Origin of the sequence: Sporotomaculum syntrophicum (assembly GCF_009932395.1) — a bacterium.
GTDB classification, from domain to species: domain Bacteria; phylum Bacillota; class Desulfotomaculia; order Desulfotomaculales; family Desulfallaceae; genus Sporotomaculum; species Sporotomaculum syntrophicum.
Genome location: NZ_LSRS01000005.1, coordinates 330,245 through 352,977, shown reverse-complemented (window position 1 = coordinate 352,977; position 22,733 = coordinate 330,245). Strand labels below are relative to the sequence as shown.

General features: G+C 41.2%; 16 protein-coding genes. 3 read left to right on the top strand and 13 right to left on the bottom strand.

Going from position 1 to position 22,733, the window contains the following annotated elements; genetic code table 11:
- Window positions 1–7: 7 nt before the first annotated feature.
- From SPSYN_RS11890 to SPSYN_RS11840, 11 genes are all read right to left on the bottom strand, one after another.
- Window positions 8–1,363, bottom strand: a complete 1,356-nt coding sequence (locus SPSYN_RS11890) for a histone deacetylase family protein (RefSeq protein ID WP_161822697.1) — start codon at window positions 1,361–1,363, stop codon at window positions 8–10.
- Window positions 1,356–3,044, bottom strand: a complete 1,689-nt coding sequence (locus SPSYN_RS11885) for a hydantoinase/oxoprolinase family protein (protein ID WP_161822696.1) — start codon at window positions 3,042–3,044, stop codon at window positions 1,356–1,358. Before SPSYN_RS11885 ends, SPSYN_RS11890 begins: the two co-directional genes overlap by 8 nt.
- 62 nt (window positions 3,045–3,106) lie before the next feature.
- Window positions 3,107–5,740, bottom strand: coding sequence for a DNA mismatch repair protein MutS (mutS, locus tag SPSYN_RS11880; protein WP_161822695.1), 2,634 nt, complete (start codon window positions 5,738–5,740; stop codon window positions 3,107–3,109).
- A 672-nt stretch (window positions 5,741–6,412) separates the two neighbouring features.
- A complete protein-coding gene (miaB, locus tag SPSYN_RS11875; protein ID WP_279279286.1) occupies window positions 6,413–7,735 on the bottom strand; it encodes a tRNA (N6-isopentenyl adenosine(37)-C2)-methylthiotransferase MiaB in 1,323 nt (440 codons plus the stop codon).
- 446 nt (window positions 7,736–8,181) lie between these two features.
- The gene (locus SPSYN_RS11870; RefSeq protein ID WP_161822694.1) at window positions 8,182–8,964 is read right to left on the bottom strand and encodes an enoyl-CoA hydratase-related protein; all 783 of its coding nucleotides are present in this window, start codon (window positions 8,962–8,964) and stop codon (window positions 8,182–8,184) included.
- Between the two features lie 22 nt (window positions 8,965–8,986).
- Window positions 8,987–9,841 (bottom strand): 3-hydroxybutyryl-CoA dehydrogenase, encoded by an 855-nt coding sequence (locus SPSYN_RS11865; RefSeq protein ID WP_161822693.1) that lies wholly within the window; start codon window positions 9,839–9,841, stop codon window positions 8,987–8,989.
- A gap of 67 nt (window positions 9,842–9,908) precedes the next feature.
- A complete protein-coding gene (locus SPSYN_RS11860) occupies window positions 9,909–11,090 on the bottom strand; it encodes an acetyl-CoA C-acetyltransferase (protein WP_161822692.1) in 1,182 nt (393 codons plus the stop codon).
- A 629-nt stretch (window positions 11,091–11,719) separates the two neighbouring features.
- Entirely contained in the window at window positions 11,720–13,711 is a 1,992-nt protein-coding gene (locus tag SPSYN_RS11855; RefSeq protein ID WP_161822691.1) for a 4Fe-4S dicluster domain-containing protein, read from the bottom strand.
- 152 nt (window positions 13,712–13,863) lie between these two features.
- Window positions 13,864–14,838 carry an electron transfer flavoprotein subunit alpha/FixB family protein gene (locus tag SPSYN_RS11850; RefSeq protein WP_161822690.1) on the bottom strand — a complete coding sequence of 325 codons (975 nt, stop codon included), beginning with the start codon at window positions 14,836–14,838 and terminating at the stop codon, window positions 13,864–13,866.
- A 37-nt stretch (window positions 14,839–14,875) separates the two neighbouring features.
- Window positions 14,876–15,640 (bottom strand): electron transfer flavoprotein subunit beta/FixA family protein, encoded by a 765-nt coding sequence (locus SPSYN_RS11845; protein WP_161822689.1) that lies wholly within the window; start codon window positions 15,638–15,640, stop codon window positions 14,876–14,878.
- Window positions 15,641–15,994: 354 nt separating this feature from the next.
- Window positions 15,995–17,137 (bottom strand): acyl-CoA dehydrogenase, encoded by a 1,143-nt coding sequence (locus SPSYN_RS11840; protein WP_161822688.1) that lies wholly within the window; start codon window positions 17,135–17,137, stop codon window positions 15,995–15,997.
- 468 nt (window positions 17,138–17,605) lie between these two features.
- Between SPSYN_RS11840 and SPSYN_RS11835 the strand changes: the two genes are divergently transcribed.
- Entirely contained in the window at window positions 17,606–18,259 is a 654-nt protein-coding gene (locus SPSYN_RS11835) for a septum site-determining protein MinC (protein ID WP_161822687.1), read from the top strand.
- A gap of 50 nt (window positions 18,260–18,309) precedes the next feature.
- On the opposite strand, the gene SPSYN_RS11830 is transcribed toward SPSYN_RS11835, so the two are convergent.
- Complete coding sequence (locus SPSYN_RS11830) at window positions 18,310–18,855, bottom strand: NUDIX hydrolase (protein ID WP_161822686.1); 546 nt, start codon at window positions 18,853–18,855, stop codon at window positions 18,310–18,312.
- A 364-nt stretch (window positions 18,856–19,219) separates the two neighbouring features.
- Here SPSYN_RS11830 and SPSYN_RS11825 point away from each other — a divergent pair, with 364 nt between their 5' ends.
- Together SPSYN_RS11825 and SPSYN_RS11820 are read left to right on the top strand one after the other, a co-directional pair.
- Window positions 19,220–20,197 (top strand): acyl-CoA dehydratase activase-related protein, encoded by a 978-nt coding sequence (locus tag SPSYN_RS11825; protein WP_243153032.1) that lies wholly within the window; start codon window positions 19,220–19,222, stop codon window positions 20,195–20,197.
- A complete protein-coding gene (locus SPSYN_RS11820; RefSeq protein ID WP_161822685.1) occupies window positions 20,197–21,321 on the top strand; it encodes a CoA protein activase in 1,125 nt (374 codons plus the stop codon). Before SPSYN_RS11825 ends, SPSYN_RS11820 begins: the two co-directional genes overlap by 1 nt.
- Window positions 21,322–21,500: 179 nt before the next feature.
- On the opposite strand, the gene SPSYN_RS11815 is transcribed toward SPSYN_RS11820, so the two are convergent.
- A complete protein-coding gene (locus SPSYN_RS11815) occupies window positions 21,501–22,718 on the bottom strand; it encodes a transposase (protein WP_161822684.1) in 1,218 nt (405 codons plus the stop codon).
- Between the last annotated feature and the right edge of the window lie 15 nt (window positions 22,719–22,733).

Genomic DNA, 22,733 nt, shown 5'->3' with positions numbered 1-22,733 from the left:
TCTTGACTTATCCTTCCGTTATCCATTCCTGTCCCTTGTTCTTAGCGTAAGTCCGATAGGTATCGGTCAATTTATCCTGCAGATAAACAAAATCGTATTCTTGTTGTTTTTTTACCCGCTCATAAATATCATATGCCTCACATTGACAGGATGGACAAGCTTGAAAAGGTATGGAAACAGTATAAACCCTAACTGATGTTCGGTGACCCCTTTGAGCATGTGATGCAATGCTTAGGTAACCAGGACAATCAGTACACATGCGCACCTGCTCTTGTTGTTTTTCTTCAATGTAATCGGTATCATAATAAATAAACTTATTCCTTTGGTAATGTTTTCCTGTACCAAAGATTTTAGACACATCCACCTTAGCCTTATTAGCCCAGATTTCGGACAAATGCTCCACCATGCGATGCACTTGCGCCACCTTTTCAGGGCTTTCTTTAAATTTTCCCGGCACATAATCTGGTTCCTTAACGTTAGCATAATCAATTTCCGCCAAGGCTAGAATAATGGTCAGGTTAACGTAGGGCAGCGCAGTTTCAATGGCATAACCGCCCTCCAACACAGCGAGATGAGGCTTTAATTTTTTAGTAAAATCAGCATAAGCCCGGGCAGTGAACCGCATACTCCCCAAGGGGTCGCTATAATGGTTATCCTGCCCCGCAGAATTTATAATCAGCTCTGGTTGAAAATCCTTTACCACTGGTAAAACCAGATTATCCAACACGTACATAAAGGTCTCATCTGCAGTACCCGGTGGCAGGGGAACATTAAGCGTGCGAGCATAAGCACCAGGACCACCTAATTCATTGGTAAAACCTGTACCCGGATAAATAGTACGCCCGTCTTGGTGAAACGAGATAAACAAAACATCAGGGTCGTGATAAAAAATATCTTGAGTACCGTCGCCGTGATGGACATCCGAATCCACAATTGCAATTTTTCTAATACCATGCTGGTGGCGCAGATAATCAACGAGAATAGCTTCATTGTTGATATTGCAAAAACCCCGGTTGCCGTGAACAACACGCATGGCATGATGCCCCGGCGGGCGAACGATAGCAAAACCGTTTTGGATCTCTCCACTGACCACACTGTCTCCAAGTTGCATTACTGAACCGGCAGCAATTAAATGCGCTTCAGTAACCTGATTTTGCACCTGCGGCACACAAAAATGCGTCCTGGTTATATCCTTTAATGTAGCTAACCGGGGTGCAAACTCCTGGATCTGAGGTAAATCCATGACGCCCTCTTCAAAAATTTGATCCCGAGTATATAGTAATCTCTCCTCCCTTTCGGGATGAGTTGGCGATATAGCCCAGTCAAACGCAGGAAAAAAAATTACACCGGTTTTTTTAGGCATCACTACACCCGCCCTTTGCACCAATATAGTTGATAATCCCTCTGGGGGTCTGTACACTGATATCATATATTCTTCCGGTGGTGGACCAGTTGCGCACCAGATTAAACACATCCCGGCGAGTGATTTCCGGATTATCCACGGGGTTGCACAAGCCATGCTTACTCGCCCGTTTTTTCAACCATTCCTCGGCTAAAAGTAGAGCATCTTCCTCAGTAAAACGTTTATTTTCAATTTTTCCCTGGTAACCCTCCTGCTCAACAGTGTAATAACCTCGTTCAGTATCCGCCCGCAAGTCGACTTGTAACGTAGGTATAGCCACAGCAGCACCAATGGCATTGGCCACCGAGGCATAAGGTGGCAGCACCGGGTTAGCGCCTAACTTTGCCGCTATCTGGGTGATAAAACCGGCCGCACCGCCGCCCACTCCCACAACCATCTCCGGTCGTTCTTTACGCTTTTGTAATACCTCCCAGACCCGGTACGCGGGTTCCTGTTCCCACTGAGTAAACATATATTTTATTTGCTGTACAATTGCATCGACAACTAGATTTATTATCCTTTGAGCAACTTCACTATAACTCATGCCCAGAGGACTACCCAGCATGTCCATCGCTTCACAAGCCCGCTCGGCATCGCCAACCCTGATAAGTCCCAGCACCCTTAAGGCATCAGTCGGCGTAGGCATAGGCCCCCCCAGGCAAAACGGCGGTCCCAGTCTTTCAGGTAAAACCTTAATTGCTTGGCCTACTCGTTGTACTAAACTGTCTCCACCCACAGCCACAGATTTAACAGCCAGCGCCCGAACCTGGGTTAACTGCTCGTATACCGGTGCACCCTTCGAGGAAAGCAGGGGCTGGCCGCTTAAAATTAAAGCCAGGTCAGTAGTCGTACCACCAATATCCACTACCACCGAGGTTTCCCCAGGTGGTATCAGTGCCTGCACCCCCAAAGTACTGGCGGCCGGACCGCTAAAAATAGTTTCGATAGGTATACCGGTTACTTTATTCAGCGGCATGGTACCACCATCTGCTTTAAGGATATATACGGTACCTGAAATACCACGGCTACGAAGAGCTTCCTGTACCGATTCCACAAAAAAAGCATATTTATCTCTGGTGGCACAAGCCAGCATTGTGGACACTACACGACGCGGAAAATTTAACTGGCCCGCCACCTGATGCCCCATTTCCACATGCCAGTCCGGGTGCAAGTCTTTGATCCTGGAGACAACTTTAAGTTCATGACTGTTGTCCCGCACCGAAAATTTCCCTACAACGGCTACATTTTTATAACCCTTGGCGTTTAAAGCATTGATGGCTTGATCTATTTCATCATCAATCAGGGGCATAGTTTCCCGCCCCCGGTAATCAATGGCACCAGATAGAATATACGTATCAGTGTGATACTGATAATGCTCATGGCTTAAACCCGGCCCAGGTATAAGCATCAGACCTACCGGTGCATATTTTTTTTCCGCAATTAAATTAGTAATTAAAGTCGTGCTTAATACGATCCGTTCAATTGATTCCGAGGACACATTAGCAATAATCTTCTCTAACGCTTCCAGCAATGAGGTAATAATATCAGCACTGCTAGGCACTGTTGCAAAATTGCGCACTAATCCATTTTCAAGGAGTACCGCATTAGTACTAGTACCCCCTACATCAATACCAATATACATAGCCTTACCTCCGGACTATTACATTACTAAAATCATAAGAAATAATTGTCGGCACTTGGCCTTTACTCCTTTAACCCTGCTAACCTCCAAGACTCTTTTTTTGATTGCTCTGACCATTGATATATTAAATTCATAGCCTCCAGCGGAGTTATTTGCAACACATTTATTTTCTTTAATTCTCCGGTTAAGTATTTGTCGCTGCAATTAGCGCAAAGTGCATTAATATCAACCGCTGGTGAACTGTCACCTTTTTCACCTTGAAATTCAGCGGCAGCTCTTTTACCATTACTGATTATTTCCATCTGCTGCAAAACATCTTGGGCACGATCTAAAATCTTATCCGGCAAGCCCGCCAAACGGGCAACTTGAATTCCATAACTTTTATCAACTTTACCCGGTAGAACTTTTCTTAAAAAAATTATTTCATCATTTTCCTCATGAACACTGACTGTATAATTGACCACACCTGGTAAAGCCTCTAAGTCGGTTAATTCATGATAATGAGTAGAAAATAGCGTTCTTGCTTTAATTTCTGCGTGAATATATTCTACCAGAGCCCGAGCAATACTAATTCCGTCATATGTACTCGTCCCCCGGCCAACTTCGTCCATAATGATTAGGCTATTGGCAGTGGCATGATTAACAATATCCCGGCACTCACTCATTTCCACCATAAAGGTACTGCGTCCACCGGCAAGATCATCCGCTGCACCAATGCGAGTAAAAATATAGTCCACCATACCTATTTCAGCTGCGGACGCCGGTACAAAGCTTCCCATTTGAGCCATTAAAATAATCAGCGCTACCTGGCGCATGTAAGTGCTTTTGCCTGCCATATTAGGCCCGGTGAGTAAAACAAATGAACTGTGCTCATCCATGTAGGTATCATTGGGCACAAAATTTCCTGCCTTCAATACCCGTTCCACGACTGGGTGTCTACCATCTGAAATGTTTATTTTTTTATTAGTATTCACGATTGGCCTGACAAAATTCCCCCGTTCAGCCGCCTCCGCAAGAGAAACCAATACATCTAAAACTGCCAAATTGCTGCCGGTACTCTGTATGCGTCGCAAATTACCGGTTACTATGCTTTTTATATCATTAAAAATCTGAAATTCCAGCTGCGCCAGCCGGTCTTCCGCACCTATAATCATATCTTCATATTCTTTTAATTGGTTAGTAATAAACCGCTCCGCGTTGGCCAGAGTTTGTTTGCGTATAAAATAATCAGGGACCTGAGTTAAATTAGCTTTAGTGATTTCCAGGTAATATCCAAAAACCTTGTTATAACCAACTTTTAGGGATCTAATGCCTGTCTTCTGGCGCTCTTCAGTCTCTAACTGAGCTAGCCAGTCTTTACCGTTACGAAGAGCTGCACGCAAGCGATCCACCTCAGGATGATAACCATCTTTGATTATACCACCGTCCCGGACTTGTAGAGGGGGTTCATCCTCCAGTGCCTGAAGCAGCAGTTTATTGATGTCAGACATATCATCTATATTTTCAATTAGCTTAACTAAAAATTCCGTATGTGCGTTTGCCATCAAGCTCTTAATCTCCGGTAATACGTCAAAAGACTTCCTTAAGGCTAGTAAATCCCGGGCATTAGCACTTCCGTATGCCACTCGCCCCGCCAGACGTTCCAAATCATACACTTGCTTTAACGCATCTTTTAACTGAGCACGCAAGAGTAAATTATTTAATAGTTCTTCTACAACATCTAAGCGCTGTTCTATTAAAACCGTGTCTAACAGCGGTTGTTCAATCCATTGTTTTAACAAGCGTCCACCCATCGCTGTGCTTGTATAATCAAGCACCCAGATGAGTGTACCCCAACGCATACCTTCTTTGATAGAACTGGTTAACTCTAGATTACGTCGTGATACCGCATCTATCTTCATATACTGATTAGTATTGTATATCCGGGGGCTTTTCATTTGCTGCAGGCTTCTTTTCTGTGTATCAGTTAAATAAAACAAGATTACACCAGCAGCACGCAAACCATATACAAACCTTTCTATACCTGTGTGCAACCAATCCCCGTTAAACTGGCGTTCCATAATATTTCTAGCTGATTCAATATTAAATAACTCATCATCAATAACAGTAAGCAAAACATTGGTCATGCCAGCCAGCATTTTAGTTAAAACACCTTGATAACTACGCGGCAACAGCAACTCTGCCGGCTGCAGGCGGTATAACTCGTCAATCAATTCATTATAAGCACTAGAACCGGTGAATTGCGTCGCCTTGAACAAACCTGTGGATATATCAGCCAAAGCTAACCCACAGCCTTGTTCTTCAGCTAAAACGGCTACCAGATAGTTATTGTTTTTATCATCTAAACACTGACCTTCCATCACAGTTCCGGGGGTAACAATTCTTGTTACTTCTCTTCTTACAAGCCCCTTAGCCTGTTTGGGATCCCCAATTTGTTCGCATATGACCACCCGGCGACCTTTCTCAATAAGCCTGGCAATATATGATTGGGCTGCATGATGAGGTACACCACACATAGGTACTTTTTCTCCACCGCCCCCCTCACGGGCAGTTAAAGCTATATCCAAATCCTTAGACGCCAGCAGAGCATCATCAAAAAACATCTCATAAAAATCTCCCATGCGAAACATTAGAATATGATTTTGATAATCTTGCTTAATTTGTAAGTACTGTTGCATCATCGGAGAATAAGCCACCAAATACCCCTCCCGGGAATATTATAACATAAAGAAATTTAATCATTCGAGTACAAATCAATCTCAATCAATAATAAAACCCAGCGCAATAACGCAGGGGTTCTCCTTGTTCAGTGAGTGCAAACGCGTCGCTAGAGGGAGCCGCAATCATCAACGTAAGATTCATTTTCACTTACAGCCTGAAGAACATTCTATTAATCTCCTCTATAACCTTCTCCAACTCTTGAAATAACAAAAATCAAAGGATTGTCCAGAAAAAGCTGGTTGTTACATAAAACCACTTTGGAACAATGTGACCGATGTAATAAAAAACTAAAGTATTCAGAAATCCGTAAACGCTATTTAAAGCTTAAATAACTCTTGGTTAGAATCAGGCAATCATTGCATTGCTAAAATGCTCCTAACAGCTATTTACAATATCCTTAAGAGGATAGGTCATATAAAAAACTATGGGAGCGTTTTGATTTCTGTATATCAAGACTTTTTAAGCCATCCAACAGATAGCTTATTTGTATTTAGAAAGTAATGCTTGCTATTTTATGGAAAGAGCTAAGGATAACGTACTGAAAAGCACACGCAGAGTGGACACCGAATAGGCGCGTTTTCAGTACTTTGCCCATTACGTTTAGTAATTCCGTTAATTATTTTAAAGCTTTACTTCCACATATGTACTTACTCTGATATAACTTCTCCCTCAAGATGAGTAAGACCGTACCCGGTAATACGCAACAGCACCAAGCTACCCACCAGCTCTTTATTACCTTGAAAAATCACAATTTTGTTTGTACTTGTCCTGGCACTCATTAAATTCGCATTAGTTTTGCTCGGTCCCTCGACTAGACAGAGATGTGTTTTACTCACTTCCATATTGTTTCTGCGTAAACTGATTTCATTTTGTAATGCAATGAGCTTCTCTATTCTAGATATCTTTACTGAATCTGGAATCTGTTCTTCCATAGCAGCCGCAGGGGTTCCCTGCCTTTTATTATAAATAAAGGTAAAGGCGCTATCAAATTCTACATCTTTTATTAAATCAATAGTATCTGAAAAATCATCGTCTGTTTCTCCAGGAAAACCTACAATTATGTCGGTAGTTAATGATACATTAGGCACAGCAGTACGGATTTTTTTCACTAATTTCAGGTAGTCTTCCCTGGTATAACCCCGGTTCATTTTCCTTAATATTTTGTTGCTGCCCGACTGTACAGGCAGATGAATATGTTCACATATTTTATTTAATTGCGCAATAGTCATAATCAGTTTGTCACTAAAATCTTTAGGGTGAGAAGTCATATAGCGAATTCTTTTTAAGCCATCGATAGCATTTATCTTGATCAGTAAATCAGAAAAATCTATAACTGGGTTAAAATCTTTGCCATAAGAATTAACATTTTGCCCGAGTAATGTCACCTCGCAATAGCCATTGTTTACCAATTCTTTAATTTCTTTAATAATATCCTCAGGTTGTCTACTTTTTTCTCTACCCCTTACATATGGAACTATGCAATAGGTACAAAAATTGTTGCACCCGAACATAATACTAACCCAAGCGCGAAAACCTTGAAAACGCTTAACTGTTAGCCCTTCTTGAATATCTTTTCGCTCAGACCAGATATCAATAACTTGTTTTTTTTGTTCCTCTGCCTGGTCGATTAAATCCGGCAGCATATGTATATTATGTGTACCAAACAGGATATCTACATACTTAAAACGCTGCTTTATTTTTGTTGCAATATGCTCCTGCTGGCTCATACATCCACCCATCGCGATAATTAAATGAGGTTTTTGTTTTTTTAGCTTGCCTAGCCTGCCCAACAGCCCAAATACCTTATTTTCAGCAGTTTCTCGAACGCAACAGGTATTTAACACAATTATATCTGCATCATTTTGGCCCTCGGCAAGAAAATATCCTTTATTCTCCAGCATACCAGCTATTAACTCGGAATCGTGTTCATTCATTTGACAGCCAAATGTAATAATAAGATACTTTTTCAAATTTTCACCATCTTTATATTCAATAACTGTTTTTTATTATAACATATCTAATTTTAAAATTACAAAAATAGACGAAAGCAATGCCGAAGTGTGTTGTTTCCGCTACCTTGTAAGTTACATAGCTGATAGTCTTGCCTGTACAAAAATTGCCACATATAATGGTATGTCCTAGAAAGAAAAAACACCTGTTTAACCGTGCAATGTGCTACAGGTATGGCGTGGCATCATTTACAAGTCTAATCGGCATGAAATTGCATGGTGAAATGGCTATATTCAGTAAAAATCAAACGACTCCTAAAACTAATGCTGTTAAAGCGATAAACGCAAATGTATAAAACTTAAAAGACGATTCAGCATTCAAAAATTGAATGCGAATCGTCTTTTTTTGCGCACTTAAATTTTATGAAATAAAGCTTTTTAAGTGTCTTTATTACGAACGTCGTTTTTTATTTTCCTTTGAATTCAGGCTTTCTTTTATCTAAGTATGAAGCAAACCCTTCATCCCTATCTTCCGTAGAAAATGCAACTCCGAAAATATCAGCCTCATGTATAAATCCTTTTTCCAGGTCCATTTCAAGACCGTCATTTATCGCTTCCTTGGTCAGTTGAACTGCTATTGGAGCTCGAGCAGCAATGCGCTTTGCCATATTCATACAGTATTTCATCAATTCAGCGGCAGGTACCACATCATTTACCAAACCTATGCTTTTAGCCCTCTCAGCACTAAAATAATCACCAGTGAATAACATTTCTTTTGCTATACCGGGATTCACCAATCTGGGTAACCGTTGCGTCGCGCCAAAACCGGCATTTATACCCAGACTAACTTCAGGTTGACCAAGTTTCGCATTATCAGATGCGATGCGAATGTCACAGGCCATGGCCAGTTCACAACCGCCACCCAGGGCAAATCCATTAATTGCAGCAATCACCGGTTTAGACAGATTTTCAATCTTACTGAATGCCTTTTGTCCAATACGAGAAAAGTTTTTTGCCTCCATCGGTGTAAGCTTTTGCATGTAGGCAATATCAGCCCCAGCCACAAATGCTTTAGATCCTGCACCCGTTAAAATTACCACTCTAACCTCATTATCGTTATCCAGCTGATCCATTGCCGTACCGATTTCTTGTAAAGTTTCCGCATCCAGGGCGTTGAGAACATCTGGCCTATTTATGGTCAATACCGCAATTTCATTTTCTTTTTCTAATAAAATATTATTCCAACCCATAGCAAACCTCCTGCGGTATTATTTATTTATCATACACATAAAAACCGCGTCCGGTTTTTCTGCCCAACCAGCCAGCAGCCACATATTTGCGCAGGAGTGGGCAGGGGCGATACTTGCTGTCACCAAGACCTTCATGCAGCACTTGCATAATGGAAAGGCACGTATCCAACCCGATTAAATCTGCCAATGCTAACGGTCCCATGGGATGGTTAGCACCTAGTTTCATATTTTGGTCTACCGCTTCAGGGGTGGCAATCCCTTCATGCACACAATATATAGCTTCGTTAATCATGGGGATTAACACCCGGTTAAGAACAAAACCGGGGGAGTCGTTTACTTCCACAGGCACCTTTTTCATCCGCTCACTAAGTTCTTTTACAATGTTAAAAGTATCGTCACTCGTAGCCAGCCCACGTATAACTTCTATAAGCTTCATTACCGGCACTGGATTCATAAAGTGCATGCCAATAACCTTTTCCGGGCGCTTGGTTACAGCGGCTATTTCAGTAATAGGCAAAGAAGAAGTATTGGTGGCTAATATTGCATGCTGTGGTGTAATTTCATCTAAATCACGAAAAATTTTGCTTTTAATTTCCATATTCTCTACAGCTGCTTCCACAACCAGATCTACATCACTAGCATCCGTAATACTTGTGGATGGCGTTATGCGCTTCAATATTGCTTCCTTACCAGCCTCGTCCAACTTCCCTTTGCTTACCTCACGTTTAAGGTTCTTCTCGATAACACCAATACCCTTATTTACAAATTCGTCTTTAATATCGTTCAATACAATTTCTAATCCAGCTACAGCTGCTACCTGAGCAATACCAGAGCCCATTTGCCCTGCACCAATAATCATTATTTTATTAATTTCCATATTAACACCTCCAATGTATGTGTTAATTTTAAAAATACGGGGTAATTATTATGAAAGCTAAACCAACTTATATATTTTCGACCACCAGAGCTACACCTTGCCCGCCACCAATACATAACGTTGCTAAACCGTACTTGCTGTTCCGCCGTTTCATTTCATGCATAAGGGTAATTAATATTCTGGTACCGCTGGCGCCAATGGGATGTCCAATGGCAATGGCACCGCCATTAACATTTGTTTTATCCACGGGCAGGTCCAGCCCTCTAACTACTGCCAGTGACTGGGCCGCAAATGCTTCGTTAGCCTCGATTAGATCTAGGTCTGCAACAGTAATACCGGCCTTAGAGAGCGCTTTTTTACTGGCTGGAATCGGCCCCGTCCCCATATATGCAGGTTCAACACCGGCGGTCGCTGACGACCGAATGGCAAATAAAGGTTTTATACCTAGCTCAGCCGCTTTATTAGCAGACATGACTACCACGGCAGCCGCTGAATCGTTAATACCTGATGCATTACCAGCTGTTACAGTGCCATCCTTTTTAAAAGCAGGTTTTAACTTAGACAGCGCTTCAAGTGTAGTGCCACGGCGCGGGAACTCATCAGTATCAAAGTATACAGGTTCACCTTTTTTAGAGGGCACCTGAACAGGTACTATTTCATCTTTGAAACGCCCTGCGTCAATAGCTGCGATAGCCTTCTGTTGACTGCCAACTGAAAAAATATCCTGCTCTTCTCTTGTAATACCATATTTTTCTGCAACATTCTCTGCAGTTATGCCCATATGCACATCGCCAAATGCACACCATAAGCCGTCTTTAATCATTGTATCTACCAATTTAGCATCGCCCATGCGGTAACCCCAGCGGGCCTTTGGTACCAGATAAGGGGCCGTAGACATGTTTTCAGTACCTCCGGCCACGATTATATCGGCTTCACCAGCGCAAATCATCTGAGCAGCTGTGGCAACTGTTTTTAAACCTGATCCGCATACAATATTTAATGTCCAGGCAGGTATTTCAACAGGTATACCCGCTTTTACAGATGCTTGACGAGCCGGGTTTTGTCCTAAACCGGCCTGCACAACATTACCCATAATTACTTCGTCCACCTGATTAGGAGCAACACCTGCTCTGCGGAGAGCTTCCGCAATAACAATAGAACCCAAGTCTGCAGCGCTTATATTCGCCAGTGACCCTCCGTAGGAACCTACTGCTGTACGAGCTGAACCTACAATTACGGCTTCGTTCATTAATATCTACCCCTCTCAATTTTTTTTATTTTTAAAATACAGTTGATAATAAAAATTTAATTCTGCCCTCCCTCCAGTCTTAGTTAATTAATCATTGTTATAACTGTTATAGTAAAATAATAGCTACAATACAACATACTATTTTTATCATTGGTTATTTATTTAATTGCAGAACCATATCTGTATAGAGACCAATTTATACTAATTTCAATAAGCATTTAACTATGAACATACTCCTAATTGAAACCTCTTATTTATACTAATTTAATAACATTTTATTAACCATAGTACTAGCCACACTTCAATAATTGGTGTAACTAGATTATAGACTATATTAATGTTATGTCAACTTATATCCAAATACTCCGTGACTGCCTGCCTTTTATATAATCATCAATGGTTCCTTAAAAAAGTTTATTGCTTGATTAATCTATTTATTATTTAGTTACTACAAAAAACATATAACTCCTTCCGGTTAATTTCCAATATATAAAATATTTTTAATATTTGAAAACTGAATGTATTGTTTCTATTATATTCAAATTAATATTTTCTAGCATATAAACAATTTCAAAAATATTTAAGCCAGCGTAAAATGCTCCGCTGGCTTAAACTTAAAACTGCTTTTTTTACTGCATATAGCGAGCAACAAGTTCCGCAATATCTTTAACCTGTACATTTTCCTCTTGGTTCTTATCTTTTAGGCCGTCTTCAATCATGGTCAGGCAGAACGGGCAGTTAACGGCAACTAGATCTGGATTGGTTTCCAAGGCCTGTTCGGTTCTCATCACATTAATCCGAGTACCATGCTCTTCCAACCACATCCGGCCACCACCGGCTCCACAGCAAAATGCTTTATTTCTATTGCGTTCCATTTCTTTTAATGAAGCACCAGGTATTTTGTTAATAATCTTACGCGGTGCATCGTATTCATTGTTGTAACGACCAAGCATACATGAATCATGATAGGTAAGATTTAACTTTTCACCGGTACCTTGTAAGTTAATCTTCTTTTCATCTATTAACTTACTAATCAACTGTGTATGGTGAATGACCTCATAATTACCACCAAACTGAGGATACTCGTTTTTCAATGAATTAAAGCAGTGAGGGCAACAAGTAATAATCTTTTTCACACCATAGCCGTTCATTGTTTCAATATTTTCATCGACCAACGATTTAAATAAATATTCATTACCCAACCTACGGGCTGAATCACCACAGCATTTTTCTTCACTGCCAAGAATGGCGAAGCTAACGCCCGCGGCTTGCATTATTTTCACCATCGATTTGGCTACATTCTTAATGCGTTCATCGAAGGAACCTGCACAACCTACATAGAACAGATATTCAACGTCGGGATTATCCTCCATAAGCGGCACATCAAGCCCATCGGCCCAATCACCCCTAGTGGTCCAACCAACACCCCAGGGATTCGAATTTCTCTCCATATTTGTGAAAGCCAGTTGTGCTTCTCCGGGAAACTCACTGACGTCAAGTACCAGGTGACGTCTCAAGTCAATGAGTTTATTAATATGCTCATTTAATTGCGGGCAATGTTCTTGGCAAGCATAACAATTAGTACATGCCCAGATAACATCTTCACTGAGTATTTCACCGGCCACTTCCGGTAAATCAGCCTTGTTATCTCCTTTATTGGGTAAATGTTCCCTTAAAGTAAGGATTACCTTTTTAGGTGATAAAGGTTTGCCACTCAGGTTTGCCGGGCAATTATCCTGGCAGCGGCCACATTCGGCGCAGGCATAACAATCCAGCAACTGTTTCCAGGTATAATCGGTAATTTTACTTACACCAAAATTCATTTCTTCGTCTTCATCTTCGTCTTCATCTTCGTCTTCATCTTCATCTTCATCGCCGAGATTTATTTTTTTAATTTGCCCGCCTCGGGGCTGCAAATTACGGAAATAAAGATTAAGAGGGGCTGCCAATGGGTGCACTAGAGGGGAATAACGAAAGAAAACAAGTAAGCCCAAGGCAGGTAAAACTGCTAACCAGTAAAATACTTGGTACAAGGCCCCTGCTGCCGTCATGCCAGCAAAAGCGTTAACCAACAAACCAGTTACCGGAGCTAGTGCATAACGTTCTTCTGTACCGGTTGCCACGGCATTAGCAGCACTACCGATAAAATAACTTGCAATCATTAAAATAATACCAACTGTTAAGGCAACAATTAACTTTTCCTCTTCCCAAGGACCTACATCAAGCCGCGGCACTTTGGCAACCCATCTGCGCCAGCCAGCAATGACCATACCAAGAATACCGAAAATACCAAAAATATCAATCAATAAGTAAAAAATTTGATTGTTAAATTTTATTACAGGGAATAAACCTTCTAAAAAATATAAAACTAGACCAATGGCGAAAATGGAGACGCCCCAAAAAATGAAAACGTGCATAATACCAGCACCGCGTTCTCTCAATAACCTTCTTTGCCCCAGCACGTTGCCCAGAGCTCCCCATAATCTTTCCGTGGGCTGGTCAAACCTGTTTTCAGGCATGGCCATAGCTAACTTTTCGTAGCGTTCTTTGATACCCATAACCAAAGAGTACACTGCGAAAAGGCCTAAAGCCAAGAAAATAATAATATTAATTATATTCATATGACCCTTCACCTCATCGATTATTACGGTATATTTCCGTGTTGACACCAGCTTGGTCAACACACCTGCTCTGTTCGAAATTGACCGAATATTTTAGCAAATAATAGTTTACAGCAGAGCAGTAATAACCACTCTGCTGTAAAAACAAACTATTAAGCAATAACTTTTTTAATTTCTTCTTTCAGTGCAGGCACTGCATCAAATAGGTCAGCAACAATACCATAGTCGGCTACTTTAAAGATGTTGGCTTCTTCGTCTTTATTAATAGCCACAATGCACTTGGCGGAGCTCATACCGGCCAGGTGCTGAATGGCACCGGAAATACCACAAGCAACATAAAGTATAGGAGAAACTGTCTTACCAGTTTGGCCAACCTGGAAGCTCTGAGCAATCCAGCCAGCGTCAACAGCAGCTCTGGAAGCACCCACGGCAGCGCCAATCGTATCAGCTAGTTCTTCTAAAACCTTAAAGTTTTCAGGTCCCTTCATGCCGCGACCGCCGCTGACAATGGCATCAGCTTCAGTGAGTTCTGGGCGTTCGGAGGCCACACGAATAACTTCCTTGACAGCCGCGCGAACTTCACCTACATTGGCATCAACGGTAACCACTTCGGCTGCTTTAGCATTCGAGGCAACCGGGAAAGTATTGGGACGGATCGTGGCCATAACAGGCCGTGCATCAGGAACGCTAGCCTTAACAATAACTTTACCAGCATATAACGGGCGGGTGAAAACTATCTGTCCATCAGCAACTTCCATACCAATGCAGTCAGTCAATAAACCAGTTTCCAAACGCTGAGCTACCTGTGCAGCCAAATCACGTCCAGTAACGGTACAGCCAAGCAATAACGCGCTGGGCTCATATTGTTTAACTAAATCAGCCACTACATTAGTGTATCCATCAGTGGTATAATTTTCCAAAGCAGCATTTTCTGCCACATATACTTTATCTGCACCGTATTCACCAAGGGATGCGGCTAATCCGGCAACATCTTTACCCACTAAAACTGCGCACAACTCTTCACCTAGTGTATCAGCTACTTTACGACCTTCACTTAAAAGCTCGAAAGAAACTTTTTTAATCTGTCCTCCAAGCTGTTCGGCAAAAACCCAAATTCCTTTCGCCATTAACTATTTCCCTCCTTATAAAGAATATACTATTTAACTAGATAACTTTAGCTTCTTCGCGCAACAGCTTGGCAAGTTCAGCAGTGGTATCAGCCACTTCGCCCTGTAGGACTTTACCAGCCTGACGCGCTTCTGGCAGCGAGAAGGAAATTGCCTTTACTTTGGGAGCAATGGCATCCAAACCGAGATCGGCCAAAGATTTTTTCGCTAAAGGTTTTTTCTTAGCTTTCATAATACCCTTCATGGAAGGATAACGAGGTTCATTTAAACCTTTTTGAGCTGTGAAAACTGCCGGCAGAGCAACTTCCACTACTTCGTTACCGCCTTCGATTTCACGGGTAGCTGTAGCTTTGCCACCAGCAACTTCTAACTTGGTAATTACATTAACAACAGGAATGTTTAAGATTTCTGCAACTCTTCCGCAAACTTGGGCAGAACCGTCATCAATGGCCCTGAATCCACCCAGAATGAGGTCATATTCCATGCCGCTAATCGCTTTGGCTAGAATAGTAGCGGTGGAGTATTCATCTAACTCCGTATCACCAACGTCAACCAGAACTGCATCATCGGCACCCATGGCCAGAGCCTGTCTTAAGGCATCCTGGGCCCCTGCGTCACCAACGCTGATTACGGTAACTGAACCGCCATCTTTTTCAACGATTTTCAGGGCTTCTTCTACAGCAAACTCATCGTACGGATTGACAATCATGCTGACCCCTTTACGATCAATTTTGCCGTTACCGTCCAGAACGACTTTGGCCTCCGTGTCAAAGGTTTGCTTCAGGCAAACTAGGATTTTCATACGCTTCCTCCTTTGCTGATTAAATAATACTTATTATATTGGGTCCATTACAAGAATCGGACCTAGTATTAAATAATGATGGCATTTTCTGCCTTTAACCCATGTTATTCACCACAACTGATTAGTGAAAAAGCAGACATTTCCCAGAATTCCATTTATGAGTCTAACCAGTTGTTTACTCCGGGAAAAGTCTGATATACTTCACAAATTAGAACGGTCTAGCACAGGTATGTTTATATAATATAGGTGGCATGCCATCGATAAAATATAATTCGTTATAGATATCCAAAATCCTTTTTTTCTTTAAAGATTATTATAGCATTTAAAAATATTCTTGAAGCAAAATCACCTATGCTATTTGCCAAGAATTTGGCCAGAAATGACTATGCGCTGTACTTCACTGGTGCCTTCATAAATTTCAGTAATTTTGGCATCACGCATCATACGCTCCACCGGATACTCGCGGGTATAACCATAACCACCGTGAATTTGTACGGCTTTTTCGGTTACCCACATGGCAGTTTCAGCAGCGTATAATTTCGCCATAGCAGATTCTTTGCTATATGGCAGGTGCTGATCTTTCAAATTGGCAGCCCTGTATACCAGCATTCTTGCAGCTTCAATACGGGTGGCCATATCAGCCATCATCCACTGCAAACCTTGGAACTTGCTGAGCGGTTGACCAAATTGTTCACGCAACTGACTATATTTAACAGCTTCGTCAAAAGCGCCTTGGGCAATACCGAGAGCCTGGGCAGCGATACCAATCCGGCCACCGTCAAGGGTCATTAAAGCAACTTTAAATCCCTGACCAATTTCACCAAGCAGATTTTCTTTGGGTATCCGACAGTTTTCAAATACTAATTCATAAGTTTTCGAAGCCCTGATACCCATTTTGTGCTCTTTTTTACCAAAGGTAAAGCCGGGGGTGCCTTTTTCTACTATGAAAGCGGTTAATCCCTTACTACCCTTAGACTTATCCATTTGGGCGATAACTACATAAACTGAACCCACTTCAGCATTGGTAATGAAAAGTTTCGTACCATTTAGAACATACTCATCACCATCTAGCACAGCTGTAGTTTTAACAGAGCCAGCGTCAGTACCGGCTGAAGGTTCAGTCAATCCAAGGGCGCCAATTTTTTCACCACTTGCTAGTGGTACCAAATATTTTTGTTTCTGTTCTTCGGTGCCAAAGTTATAAATAGGCCAGCAGCACAGTGAGGTGTGAGCGGATACTAAGACTCCGGAAGAACCGCATACACGAGAAAGTTCTTCAACAGTTATAGCATAAGAAAGGTTATCCATCCCGGCTCCGCCGTACTCTTCAGGGAAAGGAACACCAGTAAGACCCATTTCAGCCATGGCGTCCCATAAACTCCAATCATATTCTTCTGCCTCGTCCATGGGACCTGCTTTGGGAGCGATTTCTTTTTCTGCAAAATTCCGTACTGTTTTACGGAGCATTTCTTGTTCTTCAGTCAGCAAAAAATCCATTCTTTTCCTTCTCCTCCTCTAATGACATTTGATATTATGGGGACAATCCATTAAATATATATTTATATTATCAACAAAACATACCATTGACAATAGAAGTTGTCCCCAATTTTACCATGAAAACATAAAGCAAAAAACATACCAAGCCCATTTAAGTCGATTTAGCTACATGCAGCATGAATATTAGACATAAATTCCATAACTATTACTATGTATACCAATGTATTAACATAAGCGCAACCAGTTTAAAAAAATCAACTAAGCTGAGGTTAATTACCAATATCCATAATAATTTATATGTCTCAATTTGTAAACATGCAATCGATTCTAAAAATGTTGAAATAAATAATATCAATTGTTATTCTGACACAACTTTGATCTTAGGAACAATATTATAGCATTTAAAGCAGGAATACCTAAAAGATTCATCGAATTATAAATGCAAATCCCGGAAAGGAAGTGAGTAATTTGGCGAAAGAAGCGATTAATATAAAAGGAACCAAGCAGGGTTTAATTATTTTACTTGATCCCAAACGGGATTTTGAAGACATAAAAAAAGGTCTTAAAAATAAAATGGAATCTTCAAGTGGTTTTTTTTCTGGTGCAAAATTCACACTATATCGCGAGAATCAACTATTTCCCGCAGAAAAAACTGAATTGGAATCTATCTGTAAAGCATATGGTCTCATTCCCAACCCGGATGCACAATGGCCGCCACCAGTAACTAAAACTAATCATATAGTAGAAATATCAGTTAATGAAAATGGCGTTAACAGGTATTCTCTTCCGGGAGAGGCTGCTTTACTTGTAAAACACACTTTGCGCTCTGGTCAAATGGTTAACTATAGTGGACATGTCACGGTTTTAGGTAATATTCACCCGGGTGCAAAGGTGCTGGCTGATGGAAACATTATTGTGATGGGCACCTGTTCGGGGTTTGTACATGCCGGTCAATTTGGCAATCAAAAAGCTTATATCATGGCATTACGTATAAAAAATGCCCACTTAAGGATTGCAGAGCAGATATTATCCCTCAACCAGCTAAAGCAAATTGGTCCAGTCATAGCACGTATTAATAACAATAAAATTACACTAGCCGATTATTCAGATAAACGAATATAACACAAAATCACCAAATATCACCAGCTAACGGTTGCTGTTTATTCTTAGGTTTACTCCGTTACAGCTAATTGTTTAAGGTATCGATCAACGGTCAGCAAGCCAACAATAGTTTTGGCATCAAGAATTTGACCGCTAGTTGCCATTTGCATAACCGCAGGTAACGAGATTTTTTCCACTTCAATAAATTCGTCTGGATCAAGGTTTTGATTGTATTGGGTTAAATCACTAGCCAGAAGTAAATAAATTTTTTCCGTGCAGAATCCTGGAGACGTGTAAAAGGAACATACCTGGTGCCAATTACGGGCCAGGTAACCCGTTTCCTCTTCCAATTCCCTTTGGGCACTTTGCAGTGGAGATTCACCAGCTTCTATCTTCCCTGCAGGGATTTCCCATAGCTCTTGGCCTGTAGGGTGACGATACTGTTTAACCATGAGCACCTCATTAAGATTAGTTAACGCCACCACCGCAACTGCATCAGCGCATGCTACCACCTCCCGTATACCTGAATGACCATTTGGAAACTTCATCTGGTCCTTCCGCACGGTAAAAATTTTACCTGTATAGATAGTTTCTGAAGCAATTATCTGTTCAGTCATAATTAAGACTCCTCCTTAATTAAAGTAAATAAAACTTTCATCTCCCAAAAAGTCGGTCCAGGTAACTAAGCATAATCTTTAGTCTGCAAATGACTATGCGCAGAGGCTTCGAACAAAACATTGCCCAAAGGTGATAATTCCGCTGGTTTTATATTTTTATGGCATAGAATACCCAAAACCTCCTTCGTTCACATCACAGCTAACAGAAATAAATCGTTACCTGCATTTTACACAATAATAGTTTTTTTCAGCAATGGCTTTGCCCATTAGTAAATGTTTTTTTGTTTACATCGGCAAGGAATTTTTACTATTTGCGAGAATTATAATATTATAATAAACATCAATAAATCAGGAGTGTGCAATCGTGCTTCGCATTGGCATACCAAGCGCTTTTTTTTATTATGTCCATTATCCCATGTGGAAAACTTTTTTTGAAGAGCTGAATGTTCAGGTGGTAACTTCAGGGAAAACAACCCGACAAATAGTGGATAACGGCGTACGCGAAGCGCTCGCCGATGCTTGTGTGCCTGTGAAAGTGTATTTCGGGCACGTGATAGACCTGTACAACAAGGTTGATTATTTATTTATCCCCCGCATTGTTTGCTTAAATAAAAAAACTGTATACTGTCCCAAGTTCTTGGGGTTACCCGACATGATTCGTTATGGAATAGCTAATATGCCACCTGTTATCGATGTACGCATAGATGCTAGATCTCGTAAAGACAGCCTGTTTGCCGCTTTTCACAAAGTAGGTAAAATGCTTGGCAAAACTCCGCTACAAATTAACAAGGCAATTATAAAAGCAAAAATCTGCCAGCACAACTTCCAGAAATTGTTAAGTAGTGGTTTTCAACCAATAGAAGCTATCAACAATATTTTTGCCGGTCAAGTAACTAAACCACCTTCTCAGCTTGAGCAATTAAAATTTGCGGTGGTAGGCTACCCTTATATTATCCATGATCAATACATTAGCGTAGATATAATAAATAAACTGCGCAAAATGGGCATAAGTGTAATTACATCGGATAACATTTCTAACTTAATTCTCAGGCTACAGCCACGAGTAGCCGCGAAGCACTTATTTTGGACATTCAGCGAACGCACCCTGCGAGCAACCAGTCATTTTGCCAGGCGCAAAGATATTGATGGTATAATACACATGTCCGCCTTCGGCTGTGGGCCGGACTCTATAGTAGATAGGTATATTCAATTAGATAACTATTCAAGCAAAATACCATTTTTGAGGTTGGTTATAGATGAGCTTAGCGGTGTAGCCGGAGTAAGTACCAGGCTGGAAGCGTTTGTAGACATGGTCAAAAGAAAAAAAAGGGGCATGCCATAATGAATAAAGTAACCTTTCCCCATATGGGCGAGTCTTTTCGTGCTTTTAAAATGTTATTAAACGACTTGGGCAATGAAGTAATATTACCACCCCGCCCCACCCTGAACACGATAAATCTGGGAGTTCAGTTTGCTCCCGAATTTGCCTGTTTCCCTTTAAAAATATTGATGGGCACCTACCTTGAAGCTATCCAAAAGGGAGCCAATATACTGGTCACTACCGGTGGTGTGGGACCATGCCGGGCCGGGCTTTACGCCGAATTACATAAAAAAATACTACATGATCTTGGGCACCAAATCGAAATGATTGTATTTGAACCACCCCGCTTATACCCGTTAAATTTTATCCGCAACGTGTATAAATTAAACCAGGCCAAGTTATCTATTAAAGCTATTATTGAACGCATAAAAAAAGGATGGCGGAAATTACAAGCATTAGATAATGCCGAAAAGTTAACTCATATTATCAGACCACGAGAATTAAAAAAAGGTACAACTACACAAAAATACAAACAAGTACTGGAATGGATTGATGATGCCAATACCTTCAATGATATTATTGAAGCTGAAACCGCAGCCTTAGAGGAACTGCACAAGATTCCCCAGGATCCAGACCGGTTAGTTGTAAAGGTTGGTATTGTCGGTGAAATATACGTTCTTTTAGAACCAGCCGCCAATTTAGAAATTGAGGAAACGCTGGGCAACCTAGGAGTTGAGGTGGAACGTTCCATGTTTTTAACTGGTTGGGCGCGAGACAATACCTGGAAAGAGACGGTGGAGGGCATGACAGTAAAGGATGCCGCACTGCCTTACCTGCCGGAATTAATCGGCGGGCACGGCAGGGACTCCATTGGCAATACTGTTCTATATGCCAAACGCAAGTTCGATGGCATTATTCAGCTTGCTCCTTTTACCTGCATTCCGGAAATAGTGGCGCGTACTATATTACCTGCAGTTAGTAAAGATTACGACATTCCTGTGCTCACCTTTTTCCTTGATGAGCAGACCGGGAAAGCCGGAATGAACACCCGCTTGGAAGCCTTTGTAGACCTGATGAAACGTAAGAAATTAAAAAACAACACCAAACCACAATATGGTCACATTCCGAGGCATCTATTTAATTAAGCATTTTGCATAATTTCTGTAGCATAAAATTCAATGCCATAATTTAGAACTGCAATCGCATTAACTTAACACAGTTATGGTAAGTTGCTATGCTAAATGCTATTTTATAACTGTGGATAATCAAAAATGGACAAAAATACCCCTTTGAGCTATAGAGAGTTTTAAAATACCAGTATCGCCTAAGCTACCTGCTTTACAACTTTGGGCTCAAATACTGAAACCATCGCTGTGGATAACATTGCAATACATGATAATAAGACACGCGCTTTTACTTTTTTGAACCCTCGCACATTTAAGTTTTTTAGGCTCAGGTATTCTTTAAGGCGACCAAAGCAGCGCTCGACGGATGTACGTTTATTGTATATTTTGGTCCAGTTCTTACTGCCACGATGGGGAGTGTTAAACCGTCTGGGGTCATCTTTAACCCGTGTTTTCACTACTAGCCCGTAGTTTGAAGAAGAGCACCAGGCTAAACCATGTGGGCAGTTTACTTTACCCAAAACATGCGGGCACCTAAATTTATTGCAACCATTCTTATCACTACCCCAGTAGATCATAGGGTAACCACCGGAGCAAATAGGGGTGCCGTTAAAATCAAGGCCTTCAGGCGGCATTTTAGCTCCACGTAAGTTTAGCGGTATAATGCCTTGTGAATTATATTCGTGATAAAGGGTTGCGTAGATTTCCTTGATATCGTAACCGGAATCCATTGTCCAATGTTTTGGATAATCTTTTTTCGCCAGAGGCGCAGTTACTTTTTCTACAAGAGGTAGTGCTTCCATGCTATCTGATCTACTGGCAGGAGTTAAATTTACGGCCAGCGGCATTTCGCTTTTACAGTCAACCGCTAGGTGTACTTTCCAGCCAAACCAGGTTATTTGATTGCCGTGACTGTCTTTTTTGGAGCCCCAATCCGGTTGGGTACCATCTTGTTCTATGGTTTTCTTAGGTTTTGCTCTTTCTCGGGATTCTAATTTGGTTGCATCGATAGCAACACAATTACCGTCTATAGTCCCTTGTTTCCGGAGTTGACTCACAAGTTGTTGAAAATACTGTTCTAACAATTCATTTTCGGATATTGCTTTAAATAGTCGGCTAAAGGTGGAAACGCTCGGTGCTTGACTTGCTATTGGAAAACCGCATGCAAATCTAAAAACAGGATCTTGGCTTAATCGTTCGGTTAAAGCAGTAAAATTCGGTATTCTTTCAATAACCATTGCAAACAGAGCTCGTAACTTTGCAGCCATAGAGTACCCATTAGGCCCTAAAGAACTTTTCTCAAAGTTATCAATAATGGGGCTAAGATCGAGGGTATGAAAAATCTTTTCTAACCGGGTTTCCGGTTGCAGTTTCATAATTTCGTCAAAGGAAAACAGGCACTGTTGTTGAATATACAAGTAACTTCACCTCTG